Origin of the sequence: Arthrobacter sp. N199823, assembly GCF_002929705.1 — a bacterium.
In the GTDB taxonomy this organism is placed as follows: domain Bacteria; phylum Actinomycetota; class Actinomycetes; order Actinomycetales; family Micrococcaceae; genus Specibacter.
This window is the reverse complement of sequence record NZ_PJIN01000009.1, coordinates 53,586-69,340: the sequence shown is the minus strand read 5'-3', so window position 1 is coordinate 69,340 and position 15,755 is coordinate 53,586. Positions and strand designations below refer to the sequence as shown.

Below are 15,755 nucleotides of genomic sequence, written 5' to 3'. Positions count from 1 at the left end.
CCGTGACGATCCCCGCCTTGGTGGCCCGTGGCGTTGCGGCTGCAATTCTTGACGCCGGCGAAGTCCTGGACGGGGCAGTATCCGTGTACCCGCAGCCACGCAGCAATGTCGTCCACCGGGTGGAGCGGCACGGGGTGCCGCTGGCCTATGTTAAGCAGCGCGGGGCCTCCTCGATGCTGGACGGGGACGACGTCGTCATGAACGAACGTATGGTGCTCACGGCCTTGGCCGGGTTGGACTGTGTGCCGCGCCTCCTTCCCCTCGATGATGCCGCAGCCGTCTGGGTGGGTGCAGTGCCTGGCCAGACCCTGGCTGAAGTCCCCTTTGGTGGCGAGGAGTTCGACGGCGCCTGCCGGGCCTTGGCGAAATCGCTCGCCGAGCTCCACACCTGGTCCGTTGACGTTTCCGTGGTGGATCTGCCACGGGCACCGGAGCCCTGGGCGCTGCGGGCCGATCATCTGCCCCCGTCGATGGCTGGTAGTCCCGCCGGCTCGGCGTGTGCTGCGGTCCTGGAGCTGGCACACGAACCCGGAGTGCGAACTGCCCTGAACCACGCGGCCTCCCGGTGGACGGCCACAGCATGGATCCATGGGGATGTCTCGGCGAACAACGTCATCATCCAGCGAGGCCGGGCTTGGCTAGTGGACTTGGAGAGCGCCGGAATGGGCCATCCGGCCTGGGATCTAGCCACGGCGGTATCCACCTTGCGTGCCCTTGGCAGCAGCGGGGAGGAATTTCTGACGGAGTATTGGCAGCGGGACGGGCCGGCCCGCCTTGACGATTCGATGCTCACCCTGCGTGCAGTCCAGAGCGCATGGCAACTGGCGGCACTCAGCACGCAGCAGGGGGACCATGCCGCCCACGGCAGCGAACAATTCGAGGCAGCGAGGCGCCATGCCGCCTCCTTCCTGGCGACCCACGGCAGGCGATGACGGTGCATGGCTTCTCCCCAGCTCATGTGAGGTCATTGCTCCAAGCCCGGGCAGTAGGGGTGCCGCCAGCAGCAGAGAGCCAAGACCTCGCCGCCACCTTGTACAGCCACTGGTATGCCGCCCCGCTAGCGGAGTCTCGCGTTGACCCTGCTTGGCCTCCCTTGGAGGGCATGCTACGGCTAGCCCAAGGAGAAGCCCTCGGCTGGACACCGGCCATTGTCATCGGCCATGGCGCCGGCGGGATAACCGTCGCACGGGCAGCCGACGGCAGAGCAAGGGCCCTGCTCCGCGGAAGCTATACGCACCAAGAAGGCAGCGAACGCACCGGCCTGCCGGCACAGGCAGGAGAGCACATCATGGCGGTTCCCCGGTCCGGCGGCGTGGTCTCCGAGGGGTGGTGGCGAAGCTGGGGAGGCGGCTGGGATCCCCGCTCGGCCCCAAAAGACGTCACACGGGTGTACCTGGGACCTGCATTGTGGGAACTCCCCTACCTGGTCGGCCTGCTGACAGTGGCACTTGAGACCCGGAGCGAGCCATGGATGATCAAGGTTCTCGCGCAGGAGCACAGTCTGGGCCGCCCCGACGCGATGGTCATCTACGTGGCGTCGACAGCGGCCTTTGGCGACATTGTCGAGTGCGCTAGGGGCCGGGTGCGGACTCGGCCAGGTCCCCCGCTGACTGAAATACTCGCCCCGGGTGTTTCTTGGGCTCAGGAACCCGGGGACGGCTGCAGCTTCGGTGAGAGCCGCTGTTCCCTCATGGCTGGGATACTGCAGCGCACCACAAACGCGGACGATGAGACCTTCCTTGGCACCGCCTCCGAAGAATTCCTGTCGGCTGGGCTGGATCCGACTGCACCGCACCTGCGCAGGAGGGCCCATGAGTGAGCAGGGAGAGCTGCGCTTGCTGCGGACGAGTCTGAACCGGTGCCTTGACGCCATCACGGCAACCACCATCAGGGACGGAGGCCGGGCCGGATGGCTCAGCTGGGACCTTGCTGCCGACGGTGAGCCCCGGCGGATGGTGGGCGGGCGGCCCGGCCTCTACGACGGCGATGCCGGGATGGCGTGGGCACTCGCGGCCCTTGCCAGGGCAACAGACCGGAAAGATCTTGGCGAACTTGCGGCGGCAGTTGCCCACACCCTGTGCGACGCCAGCCAGCCGGGGCTGCTGTCCGGGCAGACCGGAATTTCCTTGGCGCAACATGCGGCAGGCCAGACCCCTCGACAGCTACCAGATCCGTCAACCGTTGCCGGTTCCGATCTCACGAGCGGTCTGGCTGGCCTGCTGCTGGCCCAGGTGCGCATGGGCTGCTGCGGGCCGGCAACGCTCGACGCCGTGGAGCGCCTCACGATGATGGCAACGCAGACCCCTGTAGGTGTTTGTTGGCCCGAGTCCAACTCCTCGGAAGGAAAGCCACTGTGCGGTATGGCCCATGGCAACAGCGGAATTGCTCTGGCCCTGGCCGAGGCGGCAGCGGCATATCCACCCTGTGCAGGGAAGGCCACCGAGCTCGCGGTCCAAGCCCTGCGCTGGGAATCCGCCTGGTTCAACCCCGTCCTGGGCCTCTGGCCGGACTTGCGCACCAATCCGCCGGTGTATCCGGCGCTCTGGTGCCACGGGGCCGCCGGAATCGCTGCAGTCCGACTACGGCTGCTACATCTCCGGGCAGGCCTTGGGCTTCCTGCGGATCAGCTCAGGGCTGAAGCCGAGGCCGCCGTGGCAGCTTGTGGCACCGAACTCCAGCGGGAGCTGAGCAGCGGCACCATGCCCGCCGGGCTGACGTTGTGCCACGGACTGGGTGGGCCGCTCGAGGCGCTCATTCTTGCCCATGAAACGTGGAACGTGAAATCCCACCTGGGTGCCGCCCGGCAATACGCGGCGGCCGCCCTTGACACGCTCGAAGAGGATCCCCTCGCCTGGCCAAGCGGGCTCCGGGCCAGCGGGAGCACAGGCCTATTTGTTGGTGTTGCGGGGGCTGCTCTCGTGTTGTCCAGGCTACTCAACCCTGAGCAAATAGCCAGTCCCGCCTTGCTGTTGTGATGGGTGCGGATGATGGTGCCGCCGGTTCCCTCGCGGGCAGTAAGATTTCCGCGGTCGCTGGGCGACCTTGAAAATCCATCCCCGCTCCGGGAACCGGCGGCACCGTCGTGTGGGCCCACGCTTGCCAGGTTCCCGGAAATCGCGCCAGCGATTTGCGGGCCGGCAAGTGGGGATTAGGAGATGACCACCAGCAGGTCTCCACCCTGTACCTGGGCAACCCCGGATACGGCGAGGCGGGAGACGGTGCCGCCCACCGGCGTCGTAATTGAGGCCTCCATCTTCATGGCCTCGATGGTGGCGACTGTTGCGCCGGCCTCGACAACGTCGCCCACGGCGACCTTGACCGAGACGGCGCCGGCGAACGGTGCGGCAACCTGGCCGGGAGCGGTCTCATCGGCCTTCTCGGCGGCCTTGACGGTGCTTTCGATGCTCCGGTCACGGACCAGCACCGGACGGCTCTGACCGTTCAGCTTGGCGACCACGGTACGCATGCCCTTCTCGTCGGGCTCGGAGATGGTCTCGAGCTCGGCAATCAAGCGCACACCCTTGCCCAGCGGCATGATGTGTTCCACGCCGCGGCGCAGACCGTACAGGTAATCGCGGGTGTCCAGGATGGAGACATCGCCGTACGTTTTGCGGATTGACTCGAAGTCCTTCGTGGGGCCGGCAAAGAGCAAGCGGTTCAGGGCTGCCCTGCGAGTTTCGCTGTCGCCTGCCAGCTGCGCGCTGTCCTCGTCGGTCAGCGTGCCCATGCGCTCAACAATGGTGCGGCCCTGCAACGCCTTCGTGCGGAACGGTTCGGGCCAGCCGCCGGGAGGGGTGCCCAGCTCGCCGCCGAGGAAGCCCACCACGGAGTCGGGGATGTCGTAATTCTGCGGGTTTTCCTCGAAGTCGGCCGGGTCAGCCTTGATGCCCACCAGGTGCAGGGCAAGGTCTCCAACTACCTTGGACGACGGCGTGACCTTGACCAGGTGCCCCAGGATCCGGTCTGCGGCGGTGTACATGTCCTCGATTTCCTCGAAGCGCTCCCCCAGACCCAGTGCGATGGCCTGCTGACGCAGGTTGGAAAGCTGGCCGCCCGGAATCTCGTGCAGGTACACACGGCCGGTGGGTGCGGCCAAGCCGGATTCGAACGGTGCGTACAGGCGGCGCACGGCCTCCCAGTACGGCTCGAGAGAGCTGATGGCGGCCAGGTCAATGCCGGTGTCGCGCTCGGTGTGCGCCAGAGCAGCAACCAAGGCCGAGGCTGAGGGCTGGCTCGTGGTGCCTGACAGGGCAGCTGAGGCGACGTCAACGGCGTCGACTCCTGCATTGATGGCAGCCATCAACGTAGCCAGCTGGCCGCCGGCGGTGTCGTGGGTGTGCAAGTGCACCGGCAGGTCAAAGCGCTCACGCAAGGCGGTGACCAGCTTGGCGGCAGCGGCCGGGCGGAGTACGCCAGCCATGTCCTTGATGGCCAGAATGTGGGCGCCGGCGTCAACGATGCGCTGAGCCAGTTCCAGGTAGTAATCAAGGGTGTAGATGCCTTCAGCCGGGTCCAGCAGATCACCGGTGTAGCAGAGGGCAACCTCGGCAACGGCGGTTCCGGTGGCGCGCACGGCCTTGATGGCCGGCTCCATCTGGTCCACGTCGTTGAGCGCGTCAAAGATGCGGAAAATATCGATGCCGCTGGCGGCAGCTTCCTGCACAAAGGCGTCGGTCACCTCCGCCGGGTACGGGGTGTAGCCCACCGTGTTGCGTCCACGCAGCAGCATCTGCAGGCAGACGTTGGGCAGAGCTTCACGCAACTGTGACAGACGTTGCCACGGGTCCTCACCGAGGAAGCGCAGGGAGACGTCATAGGTGGCTCCGCCCCAGGCTTCAACAGAGAGCAGCTGCGGGGTCAAAATAGACACGGCAGGGCCGGCTGCGAGCAAGTCTCGGGTGCGCACGCGGGTGGCCAGCAGCGACTGGTGTGCGTCACGGAAGGTGGTGTCTGTGACGGCCACGGCGGTCTGTGCACGCAGGGCAGCGGCAAAGCCCACCGGTCCGAGCTCGGCCAGCTGCTGGCGGGTACCGGCAGGAGCATCCGCCAGATCAACGTCGGGCAGCTTGCGGGCCGGGTCTTCAATCACTGAGAGTTCGCCATGCGGCTTATTGACAGTGACATCGGCCAGCCAGGTCAGCAACTTGGTACCGCGGTCGCTGGAGACGTGAGAGTTCAGCAGCTCGGGCCGCTCGTCAATGAAGGAGGTGGCCACGTCGCCGGCGTTGAAGGCCGGGTCAGCCAACACGGCCTGCAGGAAGGAGATGTTGGTGGAGACACCGCGGATGCGGAACTCGGCCAGGGCGCGGCGGGCGCGGGAGACGGCTGTCTGGTAGTCACGGCCGCGGCAGGTGAGCTTAACCAGCATGGAGTCAAAATGCGGGCTGATCTCGGCACCTGCGTAAATGGTGCCGCCGTCGAGCCGTACGCCGGCGCCACCGGCGGAACGGTAAGTGGTGATCTTTCCAACGTCGGGGCGGAATCCGTTGGAGGGGTCCTCCGTGGTGATGCGGCACTGCAACGCGGCACCCTTGACATGGACGTTGTCCTGGGTCAGGCCCAGATCAGCCAGGGTTTCGCCTGCGGCAATACGCATCTGCGCCTGGACCAGGTCCACGTCAGTGATTTCCTCGGTCACGGTGTGCTCGACCTGGATGCGTGGGTTCATCTCAATGAAAACGTGCTGTCCGGCGCGCTCACCCACAGTGTCAACGAGGAACTCGACGGTTCCGGCGTTCACGTAGCCCATGGCCTTGGCGAACTTCACGGCATCTGAGTGCAACGCCTGGCGAATGTTTTCATCCAGGTTCGGGGCCGGGGCAATCTCCACGACCTTCTGGTGGCGGCGCTGCAAGGAACAGTCGCGCTCGAAGAGGTGGATGACATTGCCTTCATTGTCGGCCAGAATCTGGACCTCAATGTGACGCGGGCGCAGTACTGCCTGCTCAAGGAACATGGTGGGGTCACCAAAGGCTGCATCGGCTTCACGCATGGCTGCCTTGAGAGCCTCCTCGAGGTCCTCAGCCTTTTCTACGCGGCGCATGCCACGACCGCCGCCGCCGGCCACGGCCTTGGCGAAGATGGGGTAACCAATCTCGGCGGCCGCGCCAAGGAGGTAGTCAAGATCGGCACTGGGCTCGCTGGACTGCAGGACCGGAATACCGGCTTTGCGTGCAGCATCAATGGCGTGAACCTTGTTACCTGTCAGTTCCAGCACTTCGGCGGGCGGGCCAATGAAGGTGATGCCGGCATCACGGGCGGCGCTTGCCAGTTCGGGGTTTTCGGAGAGGAATCCGTAGCCGGGGTAAATGGCATCGGCGCCAGATTCCTTCGCTACGCGAATCACTTCAGCAACGTCAAGGTACGCCCGGACCGGGTGTCCTTCTTCACCAATCAGGTAGGCTTCATCGGCCTTCTGACGGTGGATGGAGGTGCGGTCCTCATGCGGGAAAACGGCAACTGTCTTGGCACCGAGCTCGTAGCTGGCACGGAATGCCCGGATCGCGATTTCGCCGCGGTTGGCAACCAGAATTTTCGAAAACATCTCACTCCTGTGTGAACAATGGTGGCGAAGCACAAGCGTCAACAGCGTGAGCCGTGATCCGCTTGTGCAGCCACAATTCCGGGGCGCAAGCCCCGGAATCGTGTTGCCTTGTAGAAATTGGTGTAGTTCGGTGACACAAAGTGGTGCAAGTTTCACCCCTGCAGCCATTGTGCACCAAATCCAGTGGCGTACCTCATTGCACCCTACGTAATAAAGAGTGAGTTAGAACACTTCCGCAAGTTCCTCAATTGAGGGGCAGGAGCACACAAGGTGGCGGTCGCCGTACGCCTGATCGACGCGGCGCACCAAGGGCCAGTACTTGGCGCGCGGGTCCACCCCAGCCGGGAACACAGCTTCTTCGCGGCTGTAAGGGTGATCCCAGTCCTGTGCAATGCTCTGCGCCGTGTGCGGGGCGTTAACCAGCGGGTTGTCTTCCGCGGGCCACAGTCCTTCCTGCACCGCAGCGATTTCCTTGCGGATGGAGATCATGGCGTTGATGAAACGGTCAATCTCACCCAGGTCCTCCGACTCCGTGGGCTCCACCATCAAGGTGCCAGGTACCGGGAAGGACATGGTGGGTGCGTGGAAGCCGTAGTCGATGAGCCGCTTGGCCACGTCCTCAACGCTCACGCCCGAGTCCGCCGTGATGCCGCGCAGGTCCAGGATGCATTCGTGCGCCACCAGATCGTGGGCGCCGGTGTACAGCACCGGGTAGTGCTCACTGAGGCTGCGGGCAATGTAGTTCGCCGACAAAATGGCGATCTGGGTGGCTTGCCGGAGCCCTTCTGGGCCCATCAGCCGAATGTAGGCCCAAGAAATGGGAAGGATCGACGCCGAACCGTACGGTGCGCTGGAGACCAGACCCACCGAGGTGCCCGCGTCGAGCTCACGGGCAGGCAGGTGCTTGGCCAGGTGCGCGCCAACAGCCACGGGACCCACACCGGGGCCGCCGCCGCCGTGCGGGATGCAGAACGTCTTATGCAGGTTCAGATGGGAGACATCGGCACCGAATTTGCCCGGCTGAGCCAAGCCAACCAGAGCGTTAAGGTTGGCGCCATCCACATAAACCTGCCCACCGGCGTCGTGAATCATGGCGCAAATGTTGGAGATCTCAGTCTCAAACACGCCGTGTGTTGACGGGTAGGTGAGCATAATCGCGGCCAGATTGTTCTCGTGGACGCTGATCTGGCGCTTGAGGTCATCGATGTCAACGTTGCCGAAGCCGTCGGTGGCCACCGGAACAACCTTCAGCCCGGCCATGACGGCGGAGGCGGCGTTGGTGCCGTGGGCCGAGGTGGGGATCAGGACGATGTCGCGGTGCGGGTTGCCGTTCTCAACATGGTGGGCGCGGATCGCCATGAGCCCGGCGAACTCGCCCTGCGAGCCGGCGTTGGGCTGCACGGAGACGGCGTCGTAGCCGGTGATCTCGGCCAGCCAGGCTTCCAGCTGCGTGGCCATTTCCACGATGCCCACGGTGTCGGAGGCCGGCGCGAACGGGTGCAGATTGGAGAACTCCGGCCAGGTAACGGCCGCCATCTCGGCTGTGGCGTTGAGCTTCATGGTGCACGAACCCAGCGGGATCATGCCGCGGTCCAGCGCGTAATCGGCGTCGGAGAGCTTACGCAGGTAGCGCAGCATCTGCGTCTCGGAGTTGTGCGTGTGGAACACGGCGTTGGCCATGAAGTCCGTGGCCCGTGCCGGGGTGGGAAGCACGACGGCGGCCGCATCCTTGGCGATGTCCGGCTGCTGGGCGCCGAACAAGGTGGCCAACGCGGCGATGTCGGCCTCCGTGGTTGTCTCGTCCACGGCGATCTGCAGGTGGTCATGGTCAATCTGACGCAGCAGGTATCCGGCACGATGAGCGGCTGCCACCAGCTCAGCGGCAGCGTGGCCGCTACCAGGGGCAACCTTGACCTTGACGGTGTCAAAGTAGTTTTCGTGAACCACTGTGTGGCCCGCGGCGCTGGCGGTCTCGGCAACAGCCACAGCCATCGCGTGCACGCGAGTGGCAATCCGCTGCAGGCCTTCGGGCCCATGATAGACCGCGTACATGCCGGCCATGACCGCCAGCAGCACCTGGGCGGTGCAAATATTGGAGGTGGCCTTCTCGCGGCGGATGTGTTGCTCGCGTGTCTGCAGCGCCAAACGGTAGGCCTGGTTCCCGGCGGCATCCAAGGACACTCCTACCAGACGTCCCGGCAGCGAACGCTCAAGGCCCTTGCGGACGGCCATGTAACCGGCGTGCGGACCACCAAAGCCCATGGGGACGCCAAAGCGCTGCGAGGTTCCCACGGCCAGGTCCGCGCCGAGCTCACCGGGAGATTCCAGCAGGGTCAGGGCCAGAAGGTCGGCGGCCACAGCCACCACGGCCTTCTTCGCGTGGGCGGCGGCAATCACGGGGGCAATATCCCGGATCAGGCCGGAATCTCCGGGGTATTGCAGGAGCACGCCAAAGAACTCAACGTCAGGGAGTTCGTCGTCGAAATTGTGAGAGCGGACGGGGATTCCCATGGCCTTGGTGCGGGTGGTGATCACGGCGAGGGTCTGCGGGAAGATGTCAGCATCGACCAGCAGGACGGCGTCGTCGCTGGCACTTCGATTGTTTCTGCGCATGAGAGCCACGGCCTCGGCGGCGGCGGTTCCCTCGTCGAGCATCGAGGCATTGGCGGTGGTCATGCCCGTGAGGTCTGCCACAACTGTTTGGAAATTCAGCAAGGCTTCGAGACGGCCCTGAGAGATTTCAGGCTGGTACGGGGTGTACGCCGTGTACCAGGCCGGGCTCTCCAAAACGTTGCGCTGAATGACACCAGGGGTGTGCGTGCCGTAATAGCCCTGACCAATCAGGGATTTATTGACGGTATTTTTGCCCGCCAGAGCCTTCAATTCTTCCAGCATGGCCTCTTCAGAGACTGCCGCCTGCAGCTTGAGGGGCTCGGTGCTGTAAATCGATTTGGGCAGCGCGGCTGTAGAAAGCTCCTCCAAAGAAGCAAATCCTAGGGCGCTCAACATATGATGAATGTGGGGCTGCGCTGCAACCCCAATGTGGCGCTCGCTAAAGGTGGCCGACACAAGGTTGTTTGTGTTGTGGCGCGCGGGCAAATTTTCTGGGGTGTTTGTCAATGGATTCTCCAAGTCGCGAACGTTCCACAGCTATTGTATGTGTCAACGCCAGCACCAGACACAAGATTTAATAAGCAACGCAAAGGGTAATGGTTAATCCGTGCAAGTAGTCAGTATCAGCAGCCTCAAGGGCGGCGTCGGCAAGACCTCAGTCACGCTCGGGCTGGCTTCGGCAGCCTTGGCCGCGGGCATCCCCACCCTCGTCATCGACTTGGATCCACATGCCGACGCCACCACCGGTCTCGGTGTTGTGCCGCGCGGCCAGTTGGACATCGGGCAGATGATCAAGAACGCCCGCAAGGCCGATCTTGGCGCCAATGTGGTGCCCAGCGGGTGGCTTGCTGCCCACAAGACCGACGGCGGAACGGTGCCAACACTCGATGTCGCCATGGGCTCCGCCTTCAGCGGCATTTATGACCGACCCGACCTGGGTAAGCGGGATCTGCGCCGGCTGGCTACCATCCTGTCTAACGCCGACCGCGACGGCAGCGCCCCGTACCAGCTGGTCCTGATTGACTGTCCCCCGTCACTGAACGGTTTGACGCGCATGGCATGGACTGCCAGCAGCAGGGTCCTGCTGGTTGCTGAGCCCGGGTTGTTCTCCGTTGCCGGCACCCAGCGCACGGTGCGCGCCATTGAATTGTTCCGCACCGAATTTGCTCCTGCACTGGTCCCTGCAGGAATTGTGGCTAACCGTGTCCGCTCCGGCTCCAACGAGCATGCGTACCGTCTGGCCGAGATGAAGACGATGTTCGGCGATTTGCTGCTCTCTCCCACCATTCCGGAGCAGGCCAATTGGCAGCAGATTCAAGGTGCAGCGCATCCGGTGCACCAGTGGCCCGGGGATTCGGCGAAGAACGCCTCGGCACTCTTTGACCGGCTGCTTGATTCAGTGCTGACCCAGAGCGCCACAAGAAGTCGCCTGTACCGGGGCTAGCGCCGCCGGAAACGGAAAATCGCTACACTTTGACGTTTTCGCGGTGGTTCAAACCATAGTGGAAACGAAAAAAGTGCAGCGATTTTCTTGTGTTAGGAGATTTTGCGAGCTTCGCGACGCTTGACGAGTTCATCGTCGGGGTATGACTGCACGGCGGCGTGTTCGCTGGGAAGTGCCGCGAGGCTGCCTTCAACTTCGCGCCACACACGGCCTACGGCAATGCCGAACACGCCCTGTCCACCCTGAACCAGGTCAATGACCTCATCGGCGGAGGTGCATTCATACACGGAGGCGCCATCGCTCATCAAGGTGATCTGAGCCAGGTCTTCAACACCGCGTTCACGCAGGTGTTCCACAGCAGAACGGATCTGCTGGAGCGAAACGCCCGTATCCAGTAGCCGCTTGACCACCTTCAGGACCAGAATGTCCCGGAATCCATAGAGCCGCTGAGACCCTGAGCCCGCGGCTCCGCGAACTGCAGGTTCCACCAGACCCGTGCGGGCCCAATAGTCGAGCTGGCGGTAGGTGATCCCGGCAGCTTTGCACGCCGTAGGTCCACGGTAACCGGCATCTTGATCCAGAACAGGCAGATCTTCTGTGAAGAGCAAACCCTGTGAGCCCGCGCTTAAGGAAGTGCTGGGGACAGCGGCTGCACTCAACCCGCCGATGTCACTGGTGGCACTCACGTGGATCCTCCTGTTCGCAGTCCCCTGATGGATGGCTGCACGCCGATGGACAAGAACACACAAGAAGTGGGCCTCTTGCAGGGCCGTAACCTCAAGTCTGCCCGCGCCAGCCACGGCTTGCAATGGGGAACTCAATACCTTGACGTTAGAACGGCACGGGACGAAGGTCAAAGATCTTGGCACTTCAATTTCAGCGTGTCGAAACTTTAGACCTCAACTTGAACCTTAGGGACTCGGCGCAAAGCCCTGAAATCCGCGGATTACTTCTCAAAATCCTCGGGTTCGACATCATTGAGGAATTCCCGAAATTGACGAACCTCACGTTCCTTGGCGTCGTCGTCAGAGGCATCTTGGCCTGCTTGAGTATCATGATCATGCCCGTCACCACCAAGCTCAACGCCAGCCTCATCCACGAGGGCCTCGGCGGCCCAAATGGAACACTTGGCGCGCTGAGCGATCGCGATGGCGTCTGAGGCCCTGGAACTCACAATAGTGCCGTTGTCCATGACCAGCTCGCCGAAGAAAACACCCTCTTCAACCTTGGTCAGATTCACACGCACAATACTGTGCTCCAGCGCTTGGACTACCCCGCACAACAAATCGTGAGTCAGTGGCCGTGGTGGGACCACGCCCTGCTCAGCCAAAGCAATCGCTGTGGCTTCTGCGGCGCCGATCCAGATGGGAATATGCCGCGGGCCAAGGCGCTCACGCAGCAGCACCAGCGGCTGATTGGAGGGCATCTCGATCCGGACACCCACAATCTCCACTTCAATCATGGTGCTTCCATCGCAGCGATCTTGGCTTGCACCAAGGAGCTGTGCAGGCTCAGACAGAGTTCGGCAACTTCTCTTGCCGCTTCGGCTGCCCGAACGGCCGAGGTACCGTCCTTACGTGAGGACAGCGGCGCCACCACGCGTTCCACCAAACCAAACTCGCGTTCCGCGGCCGCTTGGAAGGGACGCAGGTGCCGCGGTTCCAGCCCGTGGGCAGCCAGGGCGGTGCAAGCCTGAGCAATACGCACAGCGTGGTCATCAAAGGTGCCCTCGCGGTAGTCCACGAGCCCGTAGCTCATCATGGTGTCCAACAGCTCGGCACTGACGCCCGATTCGCTGCGCAATTGCTCCACCGTCAACCGGCGGGACTTGCTCTTGAGCTCACGGGCCAGTTCCTCAGAGACCATCCGCGGAGCCACAGATACTCCTGGTGGAAGATTCGCCGGGGTCAATCCCTGGTCGATGGCGTCCAAATACTCGCGGATAACCTTCAGTGGCAAGTAGTGGTCGCGCTGGAGCCCCAGAACAAACCTGAGACGTTCGACGTCGGACTCCCTGAACTGGCGGTAACCAGCAGGTGTGCGCTGCGGGGTGATGAGCCCTTTTTCTTCATAAAAGCGAATCTTAGACGCCGTCACGGATGGGAAATCAGCGCACAGCAAAGCCAGCACTTCGCCAATATTCAAGACTGCGGCGGCACCGGTACGCCGGCCGGCAGACTGTACGTCTACCAGCCGGCGCCCCGCACCGGAATTCATGCTTGCCACGGTGTCCCTAGGAATCCGTAACGCTGTCGCCGGAGCCCGAGTTACCACTGAAGTAGTAGGTCAGGCGGAACTTGCCAATCTGCACCTCGTTGCCGGTGCGCAGACGAACAGCATCCACCCTGTCCCCGTTGACGTACGTACCGTTAAGGCTGCCGGAATCAACAACTTCAAAACCGCCGTCGAACTTAATGAAGTTCACGTGACGGCGAGAAACCGTAACGTCATCCAAGAAGATGTCAGCGTCGGGATGGCGACCGGCAGTGGTGACCTGGCTGTCAAGCAAGAACCGGGCACCGGCGTTCGGCCCCACGTGCGCAATCAGCAGCGCCGAACCCGCGGGCAGCGAGTTTACGGCAGCTTGCTCATCGGCCGCCAACACCGGCACCGTTGACGGGCCGCCCTGAACGGGAGGAAGCTGAATCGATGTGGTTTCTGGTGCACCGGGCTGATCATGGAGGTTCGCCTGATCGTTCACCCCGGCGTCGTTACCTCTGTCAACCATTGGTACTCCTCCTTGGAAAAAAATATTACTGAGAGTCCACTTGAACTCCCAAAGTCTTAACAACGTACGAGCCGTTGCTGGGAAAGCCCTGATTTACCGGTTTCAGCCCCGCAATGATGGTGCTGACCTAATACAAAGGTTCCTAGCTACTAGCCTACCTTTTCTTGGTAGTCACCGGCACTGAGCAGGGTTCCATAAGCCGAAACATCGCTCAGGGTGATTTCAAACAGCCAGCCGGCACCGTACGGATCGGAGTTAATGAGGGCCGGATCCGAGTCAAGGTCCTCGTTGCGTGCCGAAACTGACCCGGTCAGAGGCGCGTAGATGTCGCTGACGCTTTTGGTCGATTCAACCTCACCAACAACGGTATCTGCGGTGACGTCTGTGCCAGCTTCGGGCATCTGCACGTACACAACGTCGCCCAAGGCATCCTGCGCGAAATCGGTGATGCCAACGCGCACCACACCATCAGCTGTGGGGGCTGAAACCCATTCGTGCTCTGCCGTGTAGGACAAGTCTGCGGGAATGTTACTCATGAGTGCGCACCTTTCAAGGTTCATCGCTGACGCGCGAGGAAAGTGAAGTTTAAAGTAGAACACGGCCAACGACTGATTTTGCCCATCGACCACAACCAGTCTTTAGTGTGCGGCCGTTGTTTACAAGTCGAAGGTCTATTCTAGCAAAATTGACCGACTCGCTACCGACTAATGGTGCCAGATCTGAGATGATTCGTTTATGACTGATTCACTGACGCCCCCTGCCGACCGAGGCCCCGCCACCGCTGAAACTGCTGGCGCGGCCAAGTCTAAAATGCCGACGTGGCTGGTGCGCACCATCGTGGGCGCGGTAGCGGCCGTTGTGTTGGTCCTCGCTTACCTGATTGGGTCTGTGACGGTGCCCTTAATGTGGGCCACCTCCATCCGCGACCAAATTGGCGGCCAGCTTGGAAACAGCATCCCCCTGGGCATGTTCTACGGATTCGTCTTCACTTTTGTCCCTGTTCTGATCATCTGGCAGGTGTTCCGCAAGAACATGAACAAGTGGGTGCGCACAACCCTGCTGGTCATCGGCTTCCTTCTGCTCATCCCTAACCTCCTCACGTTGGGCGTTGTCTACGGCGGCACCAAATCGGCGGCTGACGCCCGCAACATTTGGGCCAATAGCGCCAACTGGTTTGACACCTGGAGCCAAGTGTTCATGGTGATTGGCGTGGTCTGTGCCGTGGCACTGATGGTTTTGGGCCGGATGTGGTTGCGCCGCAGCAGGAAGCTCCGCGAGCTCAAGGCCGCCGAGAAGCTCGTCAAGAAGGACCAGCAGGCTCGCGAGCGGGTAGCCCAAGAAGATGCCAAGCAGGCGCAAAAAGCTGCTGCACGTGCTGCGCGCGGCAAGTCCGCTACTCCCCCGGCGCCCTCCGATGCGTCCTCCCCCGTATCCCCCACAGTGCCGTCGCAGGATTCCGATCCCGTGGCATCGCCTGATTCACCCACCACCCCGCAGGCCTAAATGCCTCACCCCCGTAGTCTGGCACTCGTGGCTGTTGGCGGCACCTTGGGAGTTGCCAGCCGCGAAGCTCTCGGGCTGGCCATGGCGGGCATGTTCCCTATGGCCGACGGCGCGTCCCTACCGTGGGCAGTCATCCTCGCCAACGTTGCCGGTGCCTTGCTGCTGGGTCTGTTGTATGGGGCGCTGGCTCACCGCCGCCTCGTCCATCACACCACCCGTCTCGGCCAAACCTTGAGGCTGCTGCTGGGCATTGGCTTTTGTGGGGGCTTCACCACCTACAGCACTTTCGCCGTAGGGCTGGTTTTGTTGGCCGGCACCACGGATCCGCTCCACGCCACGCTGTGGGCTCTAGGCATCGTCATTGCCGGTGCCCTGGCTTCTTGGGCGGGCATGGTTCTGGGAGGCGGGCGCCTCACCGGCGGACCCCAAGTTCATCCAGCAGGAGACCGCACATGAACGCGTTCCTCTTCTGGGCGGTAGCCGTCTGTGGCGGGCTGGGGGCAGCCACCCGCTTCTCCATAGACAGTGCCGTTATCAACCGGGTGCGGTTGGCGTTTCCGTGGGTAACGTTTTCCATCAACGTCACCGGATCCTTCGCCTTGGGCCTCCTGACGGCCTGGCTAACAGGGGCCCTGGCCGCTCCTGAGTGGGTGTTGCTGCTTGGTGCAGGTTTCTTGGGCGGCTACACCACCTTCAGCACCACAAGCTATGACACCATCCGGCTCCTGAACGAGCGGCGCTACATTGCATCCCTGCTGAACCTTTTTGGCACGCTACTGGCTGGAGTTGCAGCCGCCGCATTAGGGCTCTGGTGCGGTTCCTTGCTCTAAGGATTCGACTGCCCCCTTTCCATCGAGGATGCAGCAGTTACTAATGTTTCGCGCAAACATTAGCAACTATTGCATCCTCGCGGAGGGTGAGAG

At 62.7% G+C, this 15,755-nt stretch carries 14 protein-coding genes; 7 read left to right on the top strand and 7 right to left on the bottom strand.

Annotated elements, in window-relative coordinates:
- Positions 1-2: 2 nt before the first annotated feature.
- Genes CXQ93_RS16430 through CXQ93_RS16420 form a run of 3 tightly spaced genes read left to right on the top strand, consistent with a single transcriptional unit; the run spans position 3 to position 2,975 of the window.
- Positions 3-932 (top strand): phosphotransferase family protein, encoded by a 930-nt coding sequence (locus CXQ93_RS16430; RefSeq protein WP_181036194.1) that lies wholly within the window; start codon positions 3-5, stop codon positions 930-932.
- Positions 929-1,819 (top strand): T3SS effector HopA1 family protein, encoded by an 891-nt coding sequence (locus tag CXQ93_RS16425; protein ID WP_146073243.1) that lies wholly within the window; start codon positions 929-931, stop codon positions 1,817-1,819. Before CXQ93_RS16430 ends, CXQ93_RS16425 begins: the two co-directional genes overlap by 4 nt.
- Positions 1,812-2,975 (top strand): lanthionine synthetase LanC family protein, encoded by a 1,164-nt coding sequence (locus tag CXQ93_RS16420; protein ID WP_181036193.1) that lies wholly within the window; start codon positions 1,812-1,814, stop codon positions 2,973-2,975. Before CXQ93_RS16425 ends, CXQ93_RS16420 begins: the two co-directional genes overlap by 8 nt.
- A gap of 173 nt (positions 2,976-3,148) precedes the next feature.
- On the opposite strand, the gene CXQ93_RS16415 is transcribed toward CXQ93_RS16420, so the two are convergent.
- Both CXQ93_RS16415 and gcvP read right to left on the bottom strand, forming a co-directional pair.
- Complete coding sequence (locus CXQ93_RS16415; protein WP_104111504.1) at positions 3,149-6,544, bottom strand: pyruvate carboxylase; 3,396 nt, start codon at positions 6,542-6,544, stop codon at positions 3,149-3,151.
- Between the two features lie 222 nt (positions 6,545-6,766).
- On the bottom strand, positions 6,767-9,613 hold the full coding sequence (gene gcvP / locus CXQ93_RS16410) for an aminomethyl-transferring glycine dehydrogenase (RefSeq protein WP_219817380.1): 2,847 nt from the start codon (positions 9,611-9,613) through the stop codon (positions 6,767-6,769).
- A gap of 151 nt (positions 9,614-9,764) precedes the next feature.
- Between gcvP and CXQ93_RS16405 the strand changes: the two genes are divergently transcribed.
- Entirely contained in the window at positions 9,765-10,601 is an 837-nt protein-coding gene (locus CXQ93_RS16405; protein WP_104111503.1) for a ParA family protein, read from the top strand.
- A gap of 92 nt (positions 10,602-10,693) precedes the next feature.
- Here the strand turns inward: CXQ93_RS16405 and CXQ93_RS16400 are convergent, their stop codons facing one another.
- From CXQ93_RS16400 to gcvH, 5 genes are all read right to left on the bottom strand, one after another.
- Complete coding sequence (locus tag CXQ93_RS16400) at positions 10,694-11,269, bottom strand: MerR family transcriptional regulator (RefSeq protein WP_104111575.1); 576 nt, start codon at positions 11,267-11,269, stop codon at positions 10,694-10,696.
- A gap of 278 nt (positions 11,270-11,547) precedes the next feature.
- Complete coding sequence (locus tag CXQ93_RS16395) at positions 11,548-12,063, bottom strand: bifunctional nuclease family protein (protein ID WP_104111502.1); 516 nt, start codon at positions 12,061-12,063, stop codon at positions 11,548-11,550.
- Complete coding sequence (locus CXQ93_RS16390) at positions 12,060-12,818, bottom strand: MerR family transcriptional regulator (protein WP_104111501.1); 759 nt, start codon at positions 12,816-12,818, stop codon at positions 12,060-12,062. The genes CXQ93_RS16395 and CXQ93_RS16390 overlap by 4 nt, the downstream gene beginning before the upstream one ends.
- A 16-nt stretch (positions 12,819-12,834) precedes the next feature.
- Positions 12,835-13,329 carry an FHA domain-containing protein gene (locus CXQ93_RS16385; protein WP_104111500.1) on the bottom strand — a complete coding sequence of 165 codons (495 nt, stop codon included), beginning with the start codon at positions 13,327-13,329 and terminating at the stop codon, positions 12,835-12,837.
- A gap of 149 nt (positions 13,330-13,478) precedes the next feature.
- A complete protein-coding gene (gcvH, locus tag CXQ93_RS16380) occupies positions 13,479-13,865 on the bottom strand; it encodes a glycine cleavage system protein GcvH (RefSeq protein ID WP_104111499.1) in 387 nt (128 codons plus the stop codon).
- Between the two features lie 199 nt (positions 13,866-14,064).
- Between gcvH and CXQ93_RS16375 the strand changes: the two genes are divergently transcribed.
- From CXQ93_RS16375 to crcB, 3 genes are read left to right on the top strand one after another with little or no spacing between them, the layout of a single operon-like run.
- The gene (locus CXQ93_RS16375) at positions 14,065-14,832 is read left to right on the top strand and encodes a hypothetical protein (RefSeq protein ID WP_104111498.1); all 768 of its coding nucleotides are present in this window, start codon (positions 14,065-14,067) and stop codon (positions 14,830-14,832) included.
- Positions 14,833-14,859: 27 nt separating this feature from the next.
- Positions 14,860-15,288: a CrcB family protein gene (locus CXQ93_RS16370; protein WP_258069074.1), complete on the top strand. Its 429-nt coding sequence runs from the start codon at positions 14,860-14,862 to the stop codon at positions 15,286-15,288.
- The gene (crcB, locus tag CXQ93_RS16365) at positions 15,285-15,662 is read left to right on the top strand and encodes a fluoride efflux transporter CrcB (RefSeq protein WP_104111496.1); all 378 of its coding nucleotides are present in this window, start codon (positions 15,285-15,287) and stop codon (positions 15,660-15,662) included. The genes CXQ93_RS16370 and crcB overlap by 4 nt, the downstream gene beginning before the upstream one ends.
- Positions 15,663-15,755 lie beyond the last annotated feature (93 nt).

What these genes read in the sequence shown, in the direction of transcription:
- CXQ93_RS16425 (WP_146073243.1), top strand. Translation starts at nt 929, where the DNA reads ATGACGGTGCATGGCTTCTCCCCAGCTCATGTGAGGTCATTGCTCCAA.
- CXQ93_RS16420 (WP_181036193.1), top strand. Translation starts at nt 1,812, where the DNA reads ATGAGTGAGCAGGGAGAGCTGCGCTTGCTGCGGACGAGTCTGAACCGG.
- CXQ93_RS16415 (WP_104111504.1), bottom strand. Translation starts at nt 6,544, where the DNA reads ATGTTTTCGAAAATTCTGGTTGCCAACCGCGGCGAAATCGCGATCCGG.
- CXQ93_RS16395 (WP_104111502.1), bottom strand. Translation starts at nt 12,063, where the DNA reads ATGATTGAAGTGGAGATTGTGGGTGTCCGGATCGAGATGCCCTCCAAT.
- CXQ93_RS16390 (WP_104111501.1), bottom strand. Translation starts at nt 12,818, where the DNA reads ATGAATTCCGGTGCGGGGCGCCGGCTGGTAGACGTACAGTCTGCCGGC.
- CXQ93_RS16385 (WP_104111500.1), bottom strand. Translation starts at nt 13,329, where the DNA reads ATGGTTGACAGAGGTAACGACGCCGGGGTGAACGATCAGGCGAACCTC.
- gcvH (WP_104111499.1), bottom strand. Translation starts at nt 13,865, where the DNA reads ATGAGTAACATTCCCGCAGACTTGTCCTACACGGCAGAGCACGAATGG.
- CXQ93_RS16375 (WP_104111498.1), top strand. Translation starts at nt 14,065, where the DNA reads ATGACTGATTCACTGACGCCCCCTGCCGACCGAGGCCCCGCCACCGCT.
- crcB (WP_104111496.1), top strand. Translation starts at nt 15,285, where the DNA reads ATGAACGCGTTCCTCTTCTGGGCGGTAGCCGTCTGTGGCGGGCTGGGG.